This window comes from Streptomyces sp. TAA204 (genome assembly GCF_000424965.1).
This window is the reverse complement of the sequence record NZ_AUKW01000002.1, coordinates 182,126-199,948: the sequence shown is the minus strand read 5'-3', so window position 1 is coordinate 199,948 and position 17,823 is coordinate 182,126. Positions and strand designations below refer to the sequence as shown.

At 71.9% G+C, this 17,823-nt stretch carries 17 protein-coding genes; 6 read left to right on the top strand and 11 right to left on the bottom strand.

Annotation, left to right across the window (positions count from 1 at the left end; genetic code table 11):
• Positions 1-226 precede the first annotated feature (226 nt).
• Positions 227-682 carry a VanZ family protein gene (locus tag H343_RS28755; protein WP_199778874.1) on the top strand — a complete coding sequence of 152 codons (456 nt, stop codon included), beginning with the start codon at positions 227-229 and terminating at the stop codon, positions 680-682.
• 69 nt (positions 683-751) lie between these two features.
• Here H343_RS28755 and H343_RS0103650 read toward each other — a convergent pair whose 3' ends face one another.
• Positions 752-1,435 carry a DUF4230 domain-containing protein gene (locus H343_RS0103650; RefSeq protein ID WP_028430018.1) on the bottom strand — a complete coding sequence of 228 codons (684 nt, stop codon included), beginning with the start codon at positions 1,433-1,435 and terminating at the stop codon, positions 752-754.
• 95 nt (positions 1,436-1,530) lie between these two features.
• Positions 1,531-2,814: an FAD-binding protein gene (locus tag H343_RS0103645; protein ID WP_028430017.1), complete on the bottom strand. Its 1,284-nt coding sequence runs from the start codon at positions 2,812-2,814 to the stop codon at positions 1,531-1,533.
• Positions 2,815-3,172: 358 nt separating this feature from the next.
• Here H343_RS0103645 and H343_RS0103640 point away from each other — a divergent pair, with 358 nt between their 5' ends.
• Entirely contained in the window at positions 3,173-4,084 is a 912-nt protein-coding gene (locus H343_RS0103640; RefSeq protein ID WP_051264560.1) for a Scr1 family TA system antitoxin-like transcriptional regulator, read from the top strand.
• 212 nt (positions 4,085-4,296) lie between these two features.
• On the opposite strand, the gene H343_RS28750 is transcribed toward H343_RS0103640, so the two are convergent.
• Positions 4,297-5,448: an MBL fold metallo-hydrolase gene (locus tag H343_RS28750; protein ID WP_078504986.1), complete on the bottom strand. Its 1,152-nt coding sequence runs from the start codon at positions 5,446-5,448 to the stop codon at positions 4,297-4,299.
• 165 nt (positions 5,449-5,613) lie between these two features.
• Here H343_RS28750 and H343_RS0103630 point away from each other — a divergent pair, with 165 nt between their 5' ends.
• Both H343_RS0103630 and H343_RS28745 read left to right on the top strand, forming a co-directional pair.
• Entirely contained in the window at positions 5,614-6,192 is a 579-nt protein-coding gene (locus H343_RS0103630; protein ID WP_037902470.1) for a TIGR03086 family metal-binding protein, read from the top strand.
• A gap of 273 nt (positions 6,193-6,465) precedes the next feature.
• Positions 6,466-8,175, top strand: a complete 1,710-nt coding sequence (locus H343_RS28745; protein WP_037902273.1) for an FGGY family carbohydrate kinase — start codon at positions 6,466-6,468, stop codon at positions 8,173-8,175.
• A gap of 219 nt (positions 8,176-8,394) precedes the next feature.
• On the opposite strand, the gene H343_RS0103620 is transcribed toward H343_RS28745, so the two are convergent.
• The 4 genes from H343_RS0103620 to H343_RS0103605 all read right to left on the bottom strand — a co-directional run bounded on the left by H343_RS0103620 (position 8,395) and on the right by H343_RS0103605 (position 12,763).
• Positions 8,395-8,691, bottom strand: a complete 297-nt coding sequence (locus H343_RS0103620; RefSeq protein WP_028430014.1) for a hypothetical protein — start codon at positions 8,689-8,691, stop codon at positions 8,395-8,397.
• A gap of 96 nt (positions 8,692-8,787) precedes the next feature.
• Positions 8,788-10,641 (bottom strand): GMC family oxidoreductase, encoded by a 1,854-nt coding sequence (locus H343_RS0103615; RefSeq protein ID WP_028430013.1) that lies wholly within the window; start codon positions 10,639-10,641, stop codon positions 8,788-8,790.
• Positions 10,638-12,053: a hypothetical protein gene (locus H343_RS0103610; protein ID WP_486586772.1), complete on the bottom strand. Its 1,416-nt coding sequence runs from the start codon at positions 12,051-12,053 to the stop codon at positions 10,638-10,640. Before H343_RS0103610 ends, H343_RS0103615 begins: the two co-directional genes overlap by 4 nt.
• Before the next feature lie 17 nt (positions 12,054-12,070).
• Positions 12,071-12,763, bottom strand: a complete 693-nt coding sequence (locus tag H343_RS0103605; protein ID WP_028430011.1) for a GntR family transcriptional regulator — start codon at positions 12,761-12,763, stop codon at positions 12,071-12,073.
• A 304-nt stretch (positions 12,764-13,067) separates the two neighbouring features.
• Here H343_RS0103605 and H343_RS0103600 point away from each other — a divergent pair, with 304 nt between their 5' ends.
• On the top strand, positions 13,068-14,054 hold the full coding sequence (locus H343_RS0103600; RefSeq protein ID WP_028430010.1) for an alpha/beta fold hydrolase: 987 nt from the start codon (positions 13,068-13,070) through the stop codon (positions 14,052-14,054).
• 152 nt (positions 14,055-14,206) lie between these two features.
• Here H343_RS0103600 and H343_RS0103595 read toward each other — a convergent pair whose 3' ends face one another.
• A complete protein-coding gene (locus tag H343_RS0103595) occupies positions 14,207-15,361 on the bottom strand; it encodes an AAA family ATPase (protein WP_028430009.1) in 1,155 nt (384 codons plus the stop codon).
• 224 nt (positions 15,362-15,585) lie between these two features.
• Between H343_RS0103595 and H343_RS0103590 the strand changes: the two genes are divergently transcribed.
• The gene (locus H343_RS0103590) at positions 15,586-16,122 is read left to right on the top strand and encodes a GrpB family protein (protein WP_028430008.1); all 537 of its coding nucleotides are present in this window, start codon (positions 15,586-15,588) and stop codon (positions 16,120-16,122) included.
• Positions 16,123-16,245: 123 nt separating this feature from the next.
• Here H343_RS0103590 and H343_RS0103585 read toward each other — a convergent pair whose 3' ends face one another.
• From H343_RS0103585 to H343_RS35775, 3 genes are read right to left on the bottom strand one after another with little or no spacing between them, the layout of a single operon-like run.
• A complete protein-coding gene (locus H343_RS0103585; RefSeq protein ID WP_037902270.1) occupies positions 16,246-16,827 on the bottom strand; it encodes a DUF4291 domain-containing protein in 582 nt (193 codons plus the stop codon).
• Between the two features lie 26 nt (positions 16,828-16,853).
• Complete coding sequence (locus H343_RS33855; protein ID WP_486586771.1) at positions 16,854-17,405, bottom strand: hypothetical protein; 552 nt, start codon at positions 17,403-17,405, stop codon at positions 16,854-16,856.
• 36 nt (positions 17,406-17,441) lie between these two features.
• On the bottom strand, positions 17,442-17,768 hold the full coding sequence (locus tag H343_RS35775) for a hypothetical protein (RefSeq protein ID WP_486586799.1): 327 nt from the start codon (positions 17,766-17,768) through the stop codon (positions 17,442-17,444).
• Positions 17,769-17,823 lie beyond the last annotated feature (55 nt).

The following is a 17,823-nucleotide window of genomic DNA, read 5'->3' as shown; positions in this document are numbered from 1 at the left end:
GAAACCCACGCAGAAGAAGACAGCGGGAAAGGCGGGAACGGCGGCGAAGGCCGGGAACAGAAAGCCCTGGTACAGGCCCGGCGGCACGGCCGCGAAGAAGACGCCCAAGCAGGCGGCGAAGCCCGCTGCGTCCGCGAAGTCACGGACGGCGGCTCACGACGAACTGAACAAGCACCGGTGGCCGCTGGCGGCGCGGGTGCTGCTCCTGCTCGTCGCGTTCGTCGCGATGGTCGGCTTCGCCGTCGTCCTGTCCAAGCTGACGCTGGGCCCCTCCGCCGCGTCCGAGTCGCTCACGCACAACAATCTGCAGCCGGGCGACTCCATCAACCAGTACCTGTCCCAGCCCGCCATCCGTGACACCGTGAAGCAACTGGGCGGGAACATCGTGCTCGGCATGCCCTTCGGCGCGCTGCTGCCGGTGCTCGCGCCGCGCACCCGGGGGCTGGTGCGCGTGATCCTGGCGACGGCGCTCGTCATGCTGCTGGTGGAACTTGTGCAGGGCGCGCTGATCACCGGCCGTGCCTTCGACATCGACGACGTCATCCTCAACTCCACGGGCGCCATGCTCGGTTACCTCATCATCGGACGCCGGCTCGGCCGTGCCGTGCACCCCCGCCGCCGCCACTGGTGGCAGCGCGGAGCCAGGGCGGACACCACGGACGGCGCCCGCGGCCGCGGGTGAACCCGGCCCGCCTCATGAGGGCGGCGCCTCCCCGGTGGGGGAGGCGCCGCCCCTTGCGTGCCGTGGTCCTCAGTTCTTCCCCTTGCCGTCCGTGAACTGGACGGAGACCTTCTCGTAGCCGAGCGAACCCAGCAACTCCCGCATCATGCTCCTGGTGTTCTTCTCCGCGCGCTCCGTCAGGTCGCTCTTCTCGGCGGCGCCACCGATGTGGCGGACGGCGAGCTGGTGCACCTCACGTTCGTCGTTGGGGTTGTCGGAGAAGACGTCGCCGAGCCTGTCGAGCAGACCGCGCTCCTTCGAGACGGCATACGAACGCTCCGCGTCCAGTGCGGGCTTCTCCAGCCGGGCGTGCGGCAGCTTCACCGTCGCGGTCTTGCGGTCGCGGCTGACCTCGACGGCTTCCTCGCCGACGTTCCCCAGATCCACGTAGGCCCCGACGCTGCCCTTGCCCACGAAGAGCGTGCGCTTGCCGCGCACCGCGTCCGGCAGGAACTTCGCGTCCTTGTCCAGATCCACGACCACCTGGAAGCTGCCGGAGGCGGCCTCGTAGCGGCTCATGTCCTGGATCGACTTGAGCAGCACCGGCCCCGTGCGGTCCTTGGTCTCCGTGCCGAAGGGGTTGTGGGCCTCCGGCAGCAGCTTCAGCGCTCCCGCGAGCAGCACGAGCAGAAGAAGCACGACGAGTGCCAGGGGGAGCGAGATCCACCACGGCGGCCGCCTCCGGGCACCGGCTGAACGTTGAAGAGGTGACATGCGACCGCCTCCAGGGAGCGCTGGGAATCCATGACACCTCCCGGGTGCCCGGCCCCACCGCCGTTCATGGGCTCCGGTACCTCCGCACGGGAGGATCAGCGCGCGTAGCCGGGCGCGAAGACCTGGTCCACGAAGGGGTTGGCGAACGTGCCCCGCGGGTCGTGTGCGAGCACCAGCTCCCGGAAATCGTCGGCGCGTCCGTAGAGCGGAGCGATCCGTTCCGGCGGCATCGTGGTGAGCTTGCCCCAGTGCGGCCGCGCCCCCAGCGGCAGCAGCCGCTCCTCGACCGCGGCGATGGCGGGCAGCACCGCCGCGGTGTCCTCGGCCCAGGTGAAGTGGAAGGCCACGCAGTCCCGTCCGCAGGCGGGAGACAGCCACAGGTCGTCCGCCGCGACGGTACGCACCTCGGAGATCTGCAGGACGGGAGCCACGCGCCGGCCGACCTCGCGGAGGGCGGCCAGCGCCTCCGGAGCCGCCTCGCGCGGCAGCAGAAGCTCCGACTGCAGTTCCCGGCCGTTGCTGGGCGTGAAATCCGGCCGGAAATGCGGGAGTCGCTCGTGCCACGGTCCGGGGACACCCATCTGCTGCGTGCAGTGCGTGGGAGGGATGCCGGGGATGGGGTGGTGCGCGTCCTCGGCCGGGTTCTCACCCTTCCACCTCGACGACCGCCGCACGCCGTCCCGCTCAGCCGTACGGTGCTTGACCCACACCCGCGCCGTGCCGTCCCGGTAGTCGGTGAAGGCGCTGACGCTGTAGGCGGATCCGAAGATCTCGTCGAAGGAGGCGGCGACCTCCGCCAGCGGGACGCCGGTGTAGACGTGCTGGGAGACTTCGAAGGTGGGCTCCACGCGGAGAGTGAGCCGGGTGACGATGCCGAGCGCACCCAGGGCGACGACCGCGCCGGGGAAGCTCTCCGGGTCGCTTTGCCTGCTCAGCCGGGTGACCCGGCCGTCAGGGCCGACGAGTTCGAGTGCGGTGACGGCGGCCGCCAGACACTTCTCCCCGTCCCCGGACCCGTGCGTGGCGGTGGCGCAGCAGCCCGCGACCGAAATGTGCGGCAGCGAGGCCATGTTGGCCAAAGCGGCACCTGCCGCATGCAGTTCGCCGGCCACCTCTCCGTAGCGCATGCCGGCGCCGACCGTCACCGTGCCGCTGTCCGCGTCCAGTTCCACCAGGCGCGGCAGCCCGTCCAGCAGCACAAGATCACCTGTGGTGTCGGCGACGCGGTTGAACGAGTGTCCGCTGCCCAGCGCCCGCACCCGGCGCGTGGAGGCGACGATGTGCTGCAACTCCTCGACGGAGCGCGGCCGGTGGACGCGAGGGGCGCCGAAGACGGTGTTGCCCGCCCAGTTCTGCGCCGGTGCGCCGGGTGTGCGCATGCGCGCTCCTGACATCGGGACGGAATCGGACGGACGCCGTGGCCTGCGGGGACGGATACGAGCGTAATACGGCCTGGAATGGGGCAGCTTGCGCGGTGGCTCCCGGTGATGAAACATTTTCGGCCCCCCGGCATTGGCCGGTCGGCGCCACACGCGTACATTCCGTCTCTTGTGCACCATGCGCAACGGTTCCGCTTCGGTCAACGGGGTGGCGGGGACTGGACAGGGGCATGTGCGGGAATGAGGACGAGCAGTGTCGTGGCAACGTGGCCCCCGCGCGACGCGTGGGGGAGCGGACCGGAGTGGAGACGTTTCACTGTGGCGAGACCTGAACGGTCACTGCACGGGGAGCTTGAGCATGCGTATCACTGAGGTACCGGGTGGCCCGCCCGACCGCCGGATTCCGGACCGTCCCGGTGGGCCCGCGGTGCCCAGGCTGGTTCTGGGCGAACGGCTGCGCAAGCTGCGGGAGGCGAACTTCCTCTCCCGCGGCGACGCCGGGGAGGCCCTGAAGACCTCGGACGTGGTCATCGCCGAGCTGGAGCGCGGACGCCGCGGCTTCCCCCAGCGGGACGTGCGGGACCTGCTGACCATCTACAACGTCACCGACGAGACCGAACGCGCCACGTTGCTGGAACTGGCCGCGCAGACCACGCTGCCCGGCTGGTGGCAGGCCTATCAGGATGTGGTGCCCGACTGGTTCCACACCTACCTCGGGCTGGAACAGGCCGCGGGCGTCATCCGCAGCTACGAGGTCCAGTTCGTGCCCGGCCTGCTGCAGACGCGCGAGTACGCCCGTGCCGTGATCGCACTCGGACACCCCGACGCACCGCAGGAGGAGATCCTGCGCCGCCTCGAACTGCGCATGGAGCGCCAGCGGTTCCTCCACAGCAGCCGGCCGCCGCACGTGTGGGCCGTGATCGACGAGGCCGCGCTCCGGCGCCCGGTCGGCGGCCCCGGGACGATGCGCGGCCAGCTGGAGCACCTCATCGCCCTCTGTGACCTGCCGCACGTCACCGTGCATGTGATGCCGTTCGAGGCGGGAGGGCACGCGGCGGCGGGCGGCCCGGTCACGGTCCTGCGGCTGCCGGAGCGTGAACTGCCCGACGTGGTCTACCTGGAGCAGCTCATCGGTGCCACCTACCCGGCCGAGGCCGAAGAGGTCGAGCACTACCGGAAGGTCATCGACCGTCTGGTCACCGAGGCCCTGCCCGGCAGCAGGACCCGGTCCCTCCTGCTGGGCATGCTCGAGGAGATCACCGTCTCCTGAGAGCTGCACCGCTCCCGGGCGCGGGAGAGTCCGCGGCACCTGAGCGGTGCGTCCCGGGCCGCGGACGCCTTCGCCGGACCGCACGGCGCCGGACCGCACGGCGCCGGACCGCACGGCGCCGGACCGCACGGCGCCGGACCGCACGGCGCCGGACCGCACGGCGCCGGGAGGTGCCGCCGGTCCGTCTCCTGCGTCACCTCCGCCCGCGGCTGTCAGGTCCGGTCGAGGTTCAGCGTCCCGGGGGCCTTCTCCTGCGCCGTATCCGGCCCGTCTCCCCGTGCGGCCTCTGCGGCGGCGCCGGGCTCACGCCACCAGGGAGTGCGGGGCAGATCCGGCGCGGACGGTTCGAAGGAGCCGCCCGGCACCGGGACCGCTGCCCGTACGCCCGCGGCCGCCGCGGCAGCCAGTGTCCGCTCCCCGGGCTCCGCCCACGGGTGCGGCGCCAGGTTGAAGGTGCCCCAGTGGATCGGAAGCAGCGCGCCGCCCGTGCCGGTCAGGTCGAGGTGGGCACGCAGCCCCTCCTCGGGAGTCATGTGGATGTCGGGCCAGAACTCGCTGTAGGCCCCGATCTGGATCATCGTCGCGTCGAACGGGCCGTACTGCGCGCCCACGTCGGCGAAGCCCGGGAAGTAGCCGGTGTCGCCGCTGTGGAAGACGCGGTGTTCGGGGCCGCTGACCGTCCATGAGGCCCACAGCGTGTGCTGCTTGTTGCGCAGGCCGCGACCGCAGAAGTGGCGGGCCGGGGTGGCCGTCAGGGAGAGCCCGGCGATCTGCGCCGTCTCGTGCCAGTCGAGTTCGGCCACCCGCTCGGAGGCCACCCCCCACCGCTCCAGGTGTGCGCCCACGCCCAGGGGCACCGCGAAACGGACCTCGCTCCTGGCCAGTTCCCGGATGGTGGGCAGGTCGAGGTGGTCGTAGTGGTCGTGTGAGACGACTACGGCATCGAGCGGGCCGAGAGCCGACAGCGGTACGGGCACCGGATGCAGACGGCGCGGCCCGATGAACGAGAACGGTGAGCAGCGGTTCCCCCAGACCGGGTCGAAGAGCACCCGCCTCCCGTCGATCTCGGCGAGCACCGTGGAGTGGCCGAGCCACGTCAGCCGCAGCCCGGAGGCGGGCGGCGACGTCAGGTCCGGGCGCGCGAGCGGGACCGCGCCCGCCGGCCTGCGGCCCTCGCGGCGCAGCAGGGCTCGCAGCATCTCTCCCCGGCCGTGCGTGGCCCGGGGGGCGGTCGACGCCGGTACGGGGTTGCGGAACGCGCCCGCCTCCGTGTCGTAGTTCGGTGACCGCTCGATACGCGCCTGCCGCTCGCCCGACGGCTCCCCGCCGAAGGCGAGCGGCTTGAGACCGCCGACGCCGCTCATGAAGAATCTCCCGTTCTGCCGATGCCACCACAACGCTCCCTGGGCTCCGGTTGTTCCTCGTGGAGCGCGATGACTTCCGCCCTCCCGGCCGGTCCGTACTGGCGACCCGGCCGACCGGCAGGACCGGGCTTCGAGCGAGAGGACGAGGTGGACGAAGTGCCGACGATGACCGATCTGGGCCCGCAGGCCGACCGGGTGAAGAAGCTGCTGGACGGGGTGGACGACAGCAGGCTCGGGGACCCGACGCCGTGCGAGGCGTACACGGTGGGTGATCTGGTCAATCACCTCGTGGGCCTGACGGCCGCCTTCCGGGACGCGGCCGCCAAGGACCTCGGCCCGAGCACCGACGTCGACCCCGGGGCCCCCGCGCCCCCGCTGCCCGGGGACTGGCGCACCCGGCTTCCCCGGCAGCTCGACGAACTCGCCGCCGGCTGGCGGAGCGAGGAGGCGTGGACGGGCGAGACGCGGGCGGGCGGCGTGACGCTTCCCGGTGAGGTCGCCGGTCTCGTCGTGGCGAACGAACTCGTCCTGCACGGCTGGGATCTGGCCCGCGCCACGGGCCAGCTCTACGAGGCGGACCCCGACGCGCTGCGCGCGTCCGTGGAGATGCTCTCGCAGTCACTCGACCCCGGGCAGCGCGACGAGATCTTCGGCCCCGTGGTGGAGGTGCCGCAGGACGCCCCGCTCCTGGACCGCGCGGTCGGTCTGGGAGGCCGCAGGCCGGACTGGGCACCGGTGGGATAGCGGGCGCTCCGCGGGCAGGGGCGCCCCCGTGCCCTGCACGCTCTCCGTGTCGTCCGCGTGCCCTGCACGCTCTCCGTGTCCGGCGAGCTGCGTCTCCGCGTCCGGGGCACTCCCCGTGCCCCCGTGCCCCGTGCCCCCGCGTCCGGCGAGGTGCCGTCACCGTGCCGGCCCGGACCCCTTCCTCCTCCCCTCCGGAGCCCCAACTCGCCTCACGGCGACTCATGTTGCGGTAGGAGCAGCCCCCCGGAGGGGTATGGACGGGGAGGAGGTGACATGACCAGCGACGCGAACGCAGCCGCTACGAACAGCACCGGAACCGGCAACGGGGCCAGAGCGGGCGCCCCGTCCCGGCCGCCGCTTCTCGCCGGCATCGACATCGGCAGCACCCACTGCAAGGCGCTGCTGTGCACGCCCGACGGCACCGTGGTCGCCCGTGCACGGCGTCGCACCCCCCGCGGCACGGACGGTCTCACCCATGACGCCGGGGAGCTGACCGCCGCCGCGCTCGGCGCGCTCACCGACTGCGTACGGATCGCCGGACGCGCGCCCGACACCGTGGGGCTGACGGGCATGGCCGAGACGGGCGTACCGCTCGACAGGCACGGGGTGCCTCTCGGGCCGGTCCTGGCCTGGTCCGACCCGGCGCCCGCCCCGCACGCCGAACGGCTGCGCCGCAGCAGGGGAGCCGCGGAGCTGCACGCCCGCACCGGTGTCCTGCCCAGTGCCAAGGTGCCCCTGGCGCGCTGGTGCTGGCTGCGCGCGGAGCACCCGGAGATGCTGAGCCGGATGCGGCAGTGGGCTGGCGCCGCGGACCTGGTGGCAAGGGCGCTGACGGGCCGCGTCGGCACCGATGCGACCTTCGCGCAGCGCACGATGGCCTGGGAGCACGGCCAGGGAACGCCGACGGACGGGGGGACAGGCACCGGCACCGGCACCGGCACGGGCGCAGGTACGGGCACGCGCCCGTGTCCGGGAGGCCAGGGCCGCTGGAGCGCCGAACTGCTCGACGAGGCGGGGTTGACCCCCGTGCACATGCCGCACGTGCACGGGCCCGGCGTGCCTGTCGGAGGCGTGACCAGATCCGTCGCACGTTCGCTCGGGCTGCGCGCCGGCGCACACGTCGTCGTCGCCGGGCACGATCACCTCGTGGGCGCATGGACGGCGGGAGCACGGGCCCCCGGCAGGGCCGCCGACTCCATGGGGACCGCCGAGGCACTCCTCACCGTGACCGCCGAGCCGCCGCAGCCGGCGGCCGCGGCAGCCGAAGGGATGTCGTGGGGTAGGCACGCGGACGGTGAGCACTGGGTCACCCTCGCGGGTATGTCCAGCTCGGGGGCGCTCGTGGAGTGGTTCTGCGACCGCTTCCTGCACCCGCGGGGCGGTGCGGCCGGCGCGGCGGTGGGCAGGAACGCAGATGCGGCACGGTGCGAGGGCGAATCCGGAGCCCTGTACCGCGACTTCGCGCGTCTCGTGGCGCGCGGCTGTGAGGGGGAGGGCGCGATGCCGGGGCTGCCCACCGGCATCACCGTCGAGCCCTATCTGCACGGACGCAGCGCCCCCCGGCCCGACCCCGGTGCCCGGCTGGCCGTGCACGGCATGGCCGCCCGGCACGGGCCCGCCGACCTCGCCCTGGCTCTGCTGGAGGGCGCCGCGTACCAGGCGCGCTGGATGGCGGACGTGCAGGCCGAGCTGGCCGGCGTGACCCCGGGGACGGTCACGCTGCTCGGCGGCTCCACGCGCCAGCGCACCTGGACGGCTCTCAAGGCCGCAGTCACCCCGTGGACGACCGAGGTCTGCGCGGAACCGGAGGCGCCGGCTCTGGGAGCGGCCGCCTGGGGCGGTGCGGCCCTGGGCCTGGACCCCGCCGCCGTACGGCCGCGCAGCAGCCCCCTGCACGTCGGCGACCCGGCCGCCTCCGCACACCGGGCCGCGTACCGGGAGAGGTTCCTGCCCCGTGTGCTGCTGACCCGGCCGGACGGGTGACCTGCCTGCGGGCCCCGGCCGGACGGGTGACCTGCCTGCGGGCCCCGACCGGACGGGTGACGGGCCGGGGCCGCGGTCGGGGGGCGTGTATTTCCTGTGCGCAAGCGTGCGCATGTATGCGTGCCCCGGCGCCCCCGGCACGCGGCGGCGGCGCCCCGGCCCGCCGCCCCCGGGGGGAGAGGAAGGGGAGGAGAGGTGAAGCCGGGAGCGGTGAGCGGGTCAGCCTCCGCTGCACGTCAGGTCGTCCCGCTGCATGTAGCCGAGGGGCTCCCCGTTCTCGGCCCCGGCGATGTGCCACATGTTGAACGGGCCGGTCGCGGCGACTTCCTGGCCCGCCTGCAGAGTGCCGACGATGTTGCTGTTCGCCCGGTCCTCCGCGTAGCGCGGCGCGAGGTCGTGCACCACGGTGCAGATCGCTCCGGCCTGCGCCGTACCGCTCAGCGACGGAATCGCTATCGCGGCGACTGCGAGCGCGCAGGGGGCTGCGAGTCGCACGGCCAGTTTCCTCTTCTTCATTCTTCTCCCCGTATCGTCACGGCTCGGCGCACACCTCCATGGTGCCAATAACCCAGCAGGTCACGCACGTTCGGAAAAAAACGGCACGCGGTGCCGTCAATTCCCGCCGACCGCGCCCCCGGTGACAGCCAGCGCGAGGGCCATGACGGTCAGCTGCGGATTGACCTCCGGGCAGCTGGGCAGCGCCGAACCGTCCGCGATCAGCACACCGTGCACGCCCCGCAGCCATCCCTGCGCGTCCGCCGGGGCGGCCTGCGGGTCGGCACCGAGAGCGACCGTTCCGGTGGGGTGGAAGGCCGACAGATGGAGCTGCCGTGCCGTCACCCCGCGCAGCAGCGACCGGAGTTCGTCCACGGAACGGGCGCGGGGGGCGGCCGGGACACCGGTGAGGACCTCGTGCGCACCGGCCGCGAACAGCAGCCGGCCCATCGCCTCGGTCGCCCGCAGCAGCCGCTGCCCGTCGCCGGGGGCGAGATCGTAACGCAGCACGGTACGGCGCGCGCCCAGGACCCTCCCCGAGGGACGGTCGGCGATCATCGCACCGAGTGTCGCGAGCGAGGCGGCGTCCTCCAGCTCGGCACGCAACTCCTGTCCCACACCGGGCAGTACGAACGAGCCCATGCCCGGAGGCCCGGCGGTCGCCTCGATCAGGATGCCGTCGCCGTGCAGCTCCTCCACACCGACGCTCTGCAGCACGCCGCGCCAGGAGGTGACGGGCTCCGCGAAGCGTCCCGCGACACTCGTCGCCGGATGGACCGCGAGGTTCCCGCCCAGCGCCGGGTGGCGGCCCAGACCCGAACGGCGCAGCAGCGGCGGGGAGTTCAGCGCTCCCGCCGCGACCACCACCAGCGGGGCGAGGATCTCCAGCTCGCTGCCGTCCGGCCGCCGTACCGCCACCCCGCAGGCCCGGGCGCCGCCGGGGCGGTCGCGTTCGACGAGTACGCGCCGTACGTCCGCAGAGGTGACGATCCGGGCTCCGGCGGCACACGCGTCCGGCAGCACGGACAGCTGGACGCTCTGCTTGGCGCCCGTCGGGCAGCCGACGACGCACTGACAGGACCCCTTGCAGCCGGGCGCGTTGCGGCGCAGCGGGCCCGCCTGCCAGCCGAGGCGTTCGGCGCCGAGCAGAGCGGTGCGTCCGTTGCCGCCGAGGACGTCCAGGGGCTGTGTGCCCACCCGCAGGGTGCGTTCGACCTCGTCGAGGCACGCGCCGAAGGCGCCGGCGTCGGCCAGGGCGAGCCCGTACGCGGTGTGCCAGCGGCTCAGCACTCGGTCCGGAGTGCGGTAGCACGTACCGGAGTTGACGACCGTGGTGCCGCCGACGGCGCGGCCGACGGGCAGCACGACCGGCGGACTGCCCACTGCGACGGTTCCGCCGCCGTCCCGGTAGAGCTCGGCGAACCGGTCCAGCGGTGCCCTGCTGCCGAAGTCGGCGGTGGTGTGCCGCCGTCCCTCCTCCAGCACGACGACCCGCATCCCGGCACGGGCGAGGGTGCGGGCCGCCACGGCCCCGCCCGCGCCCGAACCGACCACCACGGCGTCCGCCGTGGAGCGGTCGGGCCACTGCGGTGAGGGCACACAGTCCAGGGGCGGGTCGGCAGCGGGCACCGGCCGGGCAGGGGCCGCTTCCTCGTGGAGCATCCGCTCGGTGCCGGCGGCGAGCATCACCGGGACCTTCACCGCGTCCAGCACCGGCAGCAGCGAGGGACGGGCGGCGAGCGAGGCCAGCACGGTCTGCCGCTCGTGGGGGGTGAGCCCGCGCAGGGTGCGTCCGGCGGTCAGCGCGGCGTAGACGTCGACGGCCGCCGCGGTGGCCCGCACCCCGGCCCTGGCCACTGCCGGCATCGAACGCAGCACGGCATCGAGGCGGTGCGGGACGGCTCCCGGCCAGGTCCTGCTGCCGTCGTCGGCGAGGAGGGCGGCGACCAGGCCGCCGAGTCGGTCACTCACCGGTCACCGACCTCCGCGTGCGCCGTTCCCCGCAGGGACCACTCCGCCTCCCTGCGCCAGTGGCCCCACCAGCGCTCCAGCAGCACGCGGGCGTCGGCCGTCTCGCTGTTGCGGCACACGGCGCCGCTCCCGTCGGGGTCGGTGTAGTCCAGTGCGAGCGTGCGCTCCTCGGGCTGGGTGACCTCCACGCGGATGCGGCGCAGTCCGCTCCGCCCCTGGACCCTCCACGTGGGCAGGCCGACGCGCGCACGGAAGCGCCCCAGCCCGGCCCAGCCGACGGCGCTGCGCTCCGCGCGCCGCGGCCAGGTACGGCCGTCCTTGAGCAGCCGCAGGAACACCAGCGGCGGCAGAGCGCGCAGCCCCGGACGCATCGAGGTGGCGGCGACGATCTCCAGCACGTCTCCGCCGCCGAGGTCCGCGTGCAGCCACGCCCAGCGGCGGGCGTTGCCGTGCCCGTAGATGCGGGCGGTCGCGCCGGGCGCGCCCTCCAGACGCAGTTCGCCGCTCTCGTGGGAGAAGGTGCCGGTGTAGGAGGCGCGGGACGCGGGGAGGATCTGCGCCGCGGGGAGCAGGGGGCGCCGCCACGCCCAGCGTGGGAAGGTGAACAGCGGCCCGCCCCGGGGGTGTTCGGACAGCTCCCAGCGGAACGGGCCCGCCCGGCCTTGCAGCCGGCCGGGGCCCGCCTCCACACCGTCGGCGGCGAAACCGTCCCGGTCCGGCCCGGGCTCGTAGGGCTCCGGCCCGAACCGCGCGTGTTCGACGGGGAGTCCGCCGTCGGCGGGGAAGCGCGCCACCCAGCCGTGGGCGTACGCGCCGGAGCCGTCGGCGGGCGCGACGAGTTCGTGGTGCAGCCACAGGCCGGTGCCGGTGACCGGGTCGGTCAGCGTCGTGTACCAGACCTCCGTACGTCCCGGCTCGCCCTTCCAGCGCGGCGCGAGACGGCCGTGGGGGTCCTGGGCGTTCCGGGTGCGGGAGACACCGTCGCGGGAGACGTGGGGGAAGCGGAAACTCGCCAGGAAGGGCACCAGTTGAGTCGCCAGGGGGAAGTGCAGCGTCCCGTGGCCGGTCTCCTCGCCGTCCTCCAGCAGAGAGAAGGGAAGCACCGTCATCGACCTCACCGGGCGGACGGGGGAGACCGACTTCCAGCCGTCGAGTTCGTAGCGGCGGCCGTCGGCGGTGAAGCCGATCCGGTAGCGGATACGCCGCGCGGCCAGCGGGGAGATCTCCAACTCGCCCCGGGCGTACGGATCGTCGGCCCATCCCGCGATCCTCACCTGGCCGCCCGCCCGTGCCGGAGTCGTACGGTGGGGCAGCAGCACCTCGTCCGAGCGCACCGTCAGGTCGAGACGCATCCGTCGTCGCTCGGTCTCACCGGTCAGCAGGACGTGACCGGCCATGGTCTCCGTGAACACGGTTCCCCGGGTGCCCATCATCCGATCCCGAGACCGTCGAGCATGATCCGCTCGGTGGCGGTGAGATAGGCGTCCGCCGCCGCGCGCGCCGCCCCGGCATCGCCTTCCGCGACCGCCGTGACCACGGGTTCCAGCCGGGCGTGGGCCTCGTCCGCGTCCAGGAACGGGCCCACGAGGTGGGCGCGCATCGGTACATAGGCGTTGAAGAGCGTGTTCGTCAGCAGCGTGTAGACCCGGTTGCCGGTCGCGCGGGCGAGCGCGCGGTGCACCTCGATGTCGGCGAGCTGCACGTCGCCCCCGCCTTCCGCCGCCGCGACCCCGGCCAGCAGCGAACGCAGCTCCTCGCGCTGCGCGGCGGTGGCCTTCACCGCCGCGCGCTCGGCTATCAACGCGCCGATGCCGCGCCGCACTTCGAATATCTCGCCCAGCCAGTCGGGGCTGTGCCGCACCAGCATCGGCAGCAGGTCCGCACCGCCGAGGCGTACGAAGTCCCGTACGCGGGTGCCCACTCCGTGGCGCGTCTCCAGCAGCCCGGACTGCTGCAGGCGTCCGAAGGCGTGCTTGAGGGTGGTGCGGGTGACGCCGTAGCCGTCGGCCAGTTCGCGCTCGGGGGGCAGATAACTCCCGGGCGGATGCGCTCCGGTGAGGATCTCCTCGCGCAGCCGGTTCTCCAGTACGTCGACGATCGTCTCGCGTGGCAGCGTCTCCACGGGCGGTCAGCCTCCTCAGTGACTCAGTGGATGAGCCACTGAATCACGTACGATGCGTGCCCACAAGACGCCGGGGTAAGAACAGGAGCGCCCGGACCCGGTCGGCAGGTCCGTCCGTCCTGGCCGCGATGATTTGCCGAAACCGCGACAAGGTTCGCGAGGGGGACGCCGTTGCGGGCAAGCTCGTTCCGCCGGCAGGAGGCGGCTCGCTGCGACACTCGCGGGCCCGCCCGTGCGCCGCCCCGACGCCCCACGCCGGGCACGGCACCCGGCACAGGTACCGTTCGCGAACCCCGGAGGATCAATGGCGCAGCAAGCCCAGGCCACGGAAGGCACACACCGGCTCGTGCCCTCGCCCGCGGGCCGGACGCATCTGGTGGAACAGGGCAGCGGGCCGCTCGTCCTGCTGCTGCACGGATTTCCCGAGTCCTGGTACTCCTGGCGTCACCAGCTTCCGGCACTGGCCGCCACCGGGCACCGGGCGGTCGCCGTCGACGTCCGCGGCTACGGACGCTCGTCCAAGCCCGGCGCCGTGGCGGCGTACCGGATGCTCGAACTCGTCGAGGACGCCGTCGCCGTGGTGCACGCCCTCGGCGAGAGGCAGGCGGTGGTGGTGGGCCACGACTGGGGTTCGGTCACGGCTGCCGACGCCGCGCTCATCAGGCCGGACGTCTTCCGGGCGGTCGCCATGCTGAGCGTGCCCTACGCCCCGCACGGAGGCCCCCGGCCCAGCGATGTCTTCGAACGGATGGGCGGCGACGAGGAGTTCTATGTCTCCCACTTCCAGGAGCCCGGCAAGGCCGAAGCCGAGATCGAGCCCGATGTCCGGGGCTGGATCGCCGGGATCTTCACCGCGCTGTCCGGCGACACCATGCAGGGGCCCGGGGCAGCGGACCCGCACTTCGTGAGCCCGGGCGGGCGGATGCGGGACCGCTTCCCCGCCGGACCGCTGCCCGCCTGGCTCACCGAGGACGATCTCGACGTCTACGCGGGAGAGTTCGAGCGGAGCGGAATGACAGGGCCGCTCAACCGCTACCGGAACATGGACCGGGACTGGGAGGACCTCGCCCGCTTCGACGGCGCCCCCGTCACCCAGCCGTCCCTGTTCCTCGGCGGAGCCCTGGACGCCTCCACGACCTGGATGGCTGAGGCGATCGAGGCGTTCCCCGCCACTCTGCCCGGCCTGCACTCGTCGCACGTCCTCGAAGGCTGCGGGCACTGGATCCAGCAGGAACGCCCCGAGGAGGTCAACAGGCTGCTGACCGGCTGGCTCGCTTCCCTGCCCGGCTGACGGGCCCCGCCACCTGCCTGGGCCCCGTTACCTGCCCGGCAAGCGCCCGTCCGCGCAGGTGAGGGCCGGAACGGGGAGCGCGGATACGGCTGCGGGCCCGGGAGCGGTACCGGCCTCCGCTCCCGGTCCGGGCCGGCCGGGGACGGCGCCACTCAGCGCTTCGGCCAGTGCCACGGGGGCTGGTCCAACAAGCCTTCCCGCCCGGCCACTTCCGTGCGGCCCAGCTCGTCCTTGACCAGTTCCATCGCGTTGACGTCGAGCCTGTGCCGGCCCGCGCCGCGGCCGAGCTGCCCGGCCAGTTCCCCGGCGTGGGTGACCACCACGATCTGCGTGTCACGTGCCGCGGTGAGGATCAACTCCGCCAGCGGCGCCAGCAGTTCCGGATGGAGGCTGGACTCCGGCTCGTTGAGCACCAGCAGCGCGGGCGGCCGGGGCGTGAGCAGAGCAGCCGCCCACAGCAGATAGCGCAGGGTGCCGTCCGAGAGCTCGGCGGCACCGAGCGGACGCAGCAGCCCCGGCTGGTGCAGCAACAGCTCCACACGTCCCCCCTGGCTGCCGATCTCCACACGGCTGCCGGGGAACGCGGCGTCCACGGCGCTCTCCAGCGCCTTTCCGTCCCCGATCTCCACGACGGTCTGGAGCGCCGCCGCCAGGTCCGCGCCGTCGTGGCTCAGCACCGGCGTACGCGTACCGATCTGTGCGCCACGGGCGGGCGCGCGGGCGTCGGTGCGCACGTGGTCGTAGAACCGCCAGGACCTGATGTGCTCCCGCAGCCGCAGCAGGTCCGGGGCGAGCTGCGGGTCGGCGAACTCGCTCAGCATGCTGTCGTACGGGCGCAGTTCGTTCGCAGAGCGGTGCCAGCCGCCCTCCGCGGTGCGCGTACGCACGAACGGGCCCTTGCGCTCCGAGAGCAGAGCAGCCGGACGCAGCACAGGCCCCGCCCACGTGGACTCGCACTTGATCTCCGGGTCGAGGTCGAAGAGCGACCCCGACGGAACCGGATGTCCGAAGTCGACCGCGTAGCCGAACTCGTCCCCGGCGAAGCCGAGCCGCAGCCCCACGGGACCGCTGCGGCCCCCGCCCTGCGCAGGGTCCTGAGCGCCGGCCCACAGCGTGGAGCGCAGCCCGCCCTCACGGGCGAGCGCCGCGACGGCCCCGCCGCGCGCGGAGTCGGCGAGAAGACGCAGCGCGCGGTAGAGGCTGGACTTGCCGGTGCCGTTCGCGCCGGTGACGACGTTGAGCCTGTCGAGGGAGACGACAAGCCGGCTCAGGGACCGGTAGTTCTCGACGGCGAGGGTGGTGATCATGTGGGGGCTCTCTGCGTGCTCGGCGACTCCGGGCGTCCAGTCTCTCCGGCGGGTCTGACAGCCGGCGGTCGCCGGAGGGCGGTCGGTGCCCTTCCGGCCGGACGGTCTCCGCCACAGCCTGCCGGACTCGCCCGCAACGGCTGGGCCGCACCATGATCACGTTGTCACGGGCAGACCGTCCCGCCACGCGAGGCGACCGGCTCCGGCGCTCATAGAATGCGCGGATGGTAGTCGACATCGCGGAGTACGACCCGCGCTGGCCCGGACAGGCAGCACAGGCCATGGCGGAGCTGACCGATGCGCTGCCCGGACTGTTCCGGAACGCCGAGCATGTGGGCAGCACGTCCGTGCCGGGCCTGACCGCCAAGCCGGTGATCGACCTGATGGCGTCAGTGCCGAGCCTGGAGGACGTGACCTCCGACCGGAGGGCAGCGCTGGAACGGCTCGGCTACCGGCTTCAGGAGACGGGCATGCCCGGGCGGCTGTTCTACCGCCGGCCGAGCGGCGTCGGAGAGCTCAGCAACCACCTGCACATCGTCACCGCCGACACCTGGGACACGCGGAACGAGCGGCTCTTCCGCGACCATCTTCGGGCTCATCCTCAAGTGGCTGCCGAATACGGCGAGATGAAGCGGCGCCTCGCCGCCGAGGAAGAGGCCGGACTCGCGTACACCAAGCGCAAGACGGAGCTGATCCAGCGCGTAGTGGATCAGGAGCGCACCGCCCGCGGCCTCCCGCTGGTGCCGGTCTGGGAGGAATGAGCGCCCCAAGAGGCCGGTCAACGGCCCCTGTTCCGCTTTCCCAGTCCACCGCCACGGCCGAAGTTCCTCAGGCTGGGCGTGCTTTGGCGATGAGCGGCCCACTGCGAACTGACCGTGTCAGAGCTACGAATCGGCACCGATTCTGCGGCAGATCGAACCCGGAAGCGGGTAGGGCGACTCGCGCGGCAGCCTGGCCCTGGCATGCTCGAACCTGCCACTCTCCACGTCGGCACGAATTGAGTGAGCAAGACCGGTCACGTCCAACATGCCGACGATCCAGCGGTCAAGATATTCGTCAACGGCTTTTCCGGACAGGCCGACCTGGACTGCCCTGCGTGACTCCCGCTCCAGGTCGATGGATCGCCCCGGGTCCCACTGCACGCGTACCGGACTGGCATCTTTCTCGCGTCTCCATTCCTCGATTCCTTCATGCACTGACATGTCGTAGTGAGTGAGGCTGGAATTCGCCAGCGCCCACTCGAATCCAGTGCGGGAAATTTCCACGGCAAGCACTCTTTCCTGCTGGGGGTTCGTTGCCCATGCGGATCTGTGCATCATCCACAGGAATGAGGGCTTGATCCACGTCATCCGGTCACGCTTGAACGGTGCGACGAAAGTGCCGGCGCGCAGAGCTGTATCGGCGATCTCTGCCGAGTAGGCCTGGTACACGGTAATGGTGCTGCTTGTGTACTTGGCGCGGACCATTCGTGGCCCATCATCTCTGGGCTGTCTCACGACTGTCCTTCGCTCGACCGAACAGAGGCTGCCGCCCATTCTTCAGTCTGCGCGAGATGCGGCCCGTCTACGTTTTTTGCGCCCGCGCAGTAAGCGACCCAGCGAAGGTCGTTGCAGCCGAAGAAGGACTCGCCCCAACTATCAACCCAGATACGCACTTTGCAATCGCCGACGATAGTCGCATCCCACCATGCCCACCCTCTCGACTCTTCGTCGGGGGCGAACCTGAAAAGCCAGCTCTGTAGGTCCCACGGTCCACTGCCGGGCAGTTGCAAGAAACGCTCCCTCCCAAGCTTGGCGAACTCTGGCGCCTGTGAGAAAAGATTCCCGCTGATGTCGATGAACCAGTCGGGAAGCCCCTCGGTTGGGAGGTCGTCATCAGTGAAATCGACGGTCATGCCCAATGTCAGGCCCACTCGCATCGGCTCACGCAGCCGATCTGTGTATGCAGAGGCATCGCCGTCGGTGGAGACATCGAAAAATGAAAGTACGGGCGGAGTTTCGTCGAGCTGCGGCCCTCGATCAATTCTCCGGAGTTCCAGACTCACACTGGCAACGTCATGGATCATGGAAGTGCTGACCTCTCATTCTGCTTGTATCACTCGCCCTGAACCGGGAACGATGTTCCTCCGCAGCTCATCGAGCATACTGCCAGGGATCCCGTACAGATCGCTTCCCTTTGAGGGGTCGGAGATCTCAGGGTAGATCTTCTTGATTTCCTTCCATTCCGCGGGGGTGAAACCAAGATCCACTGGTTGCTCCTGCGGAACGGCATCCCTGCGAACTCGTTCACGGAACTCCGGGGAGATGTCGAAGGTGACGATCTGCCCGCCATCGCCGCGGAATTCCTGCGTATGTCGAATCTCACCGCTCATGTTGACATACAGATGATTCTTTCCCGTGATGGTCACTTCCCCGTTCTCGCCTATGTGTACGCGTTGACTCTGCGGATGGTCTGTTTGCTTG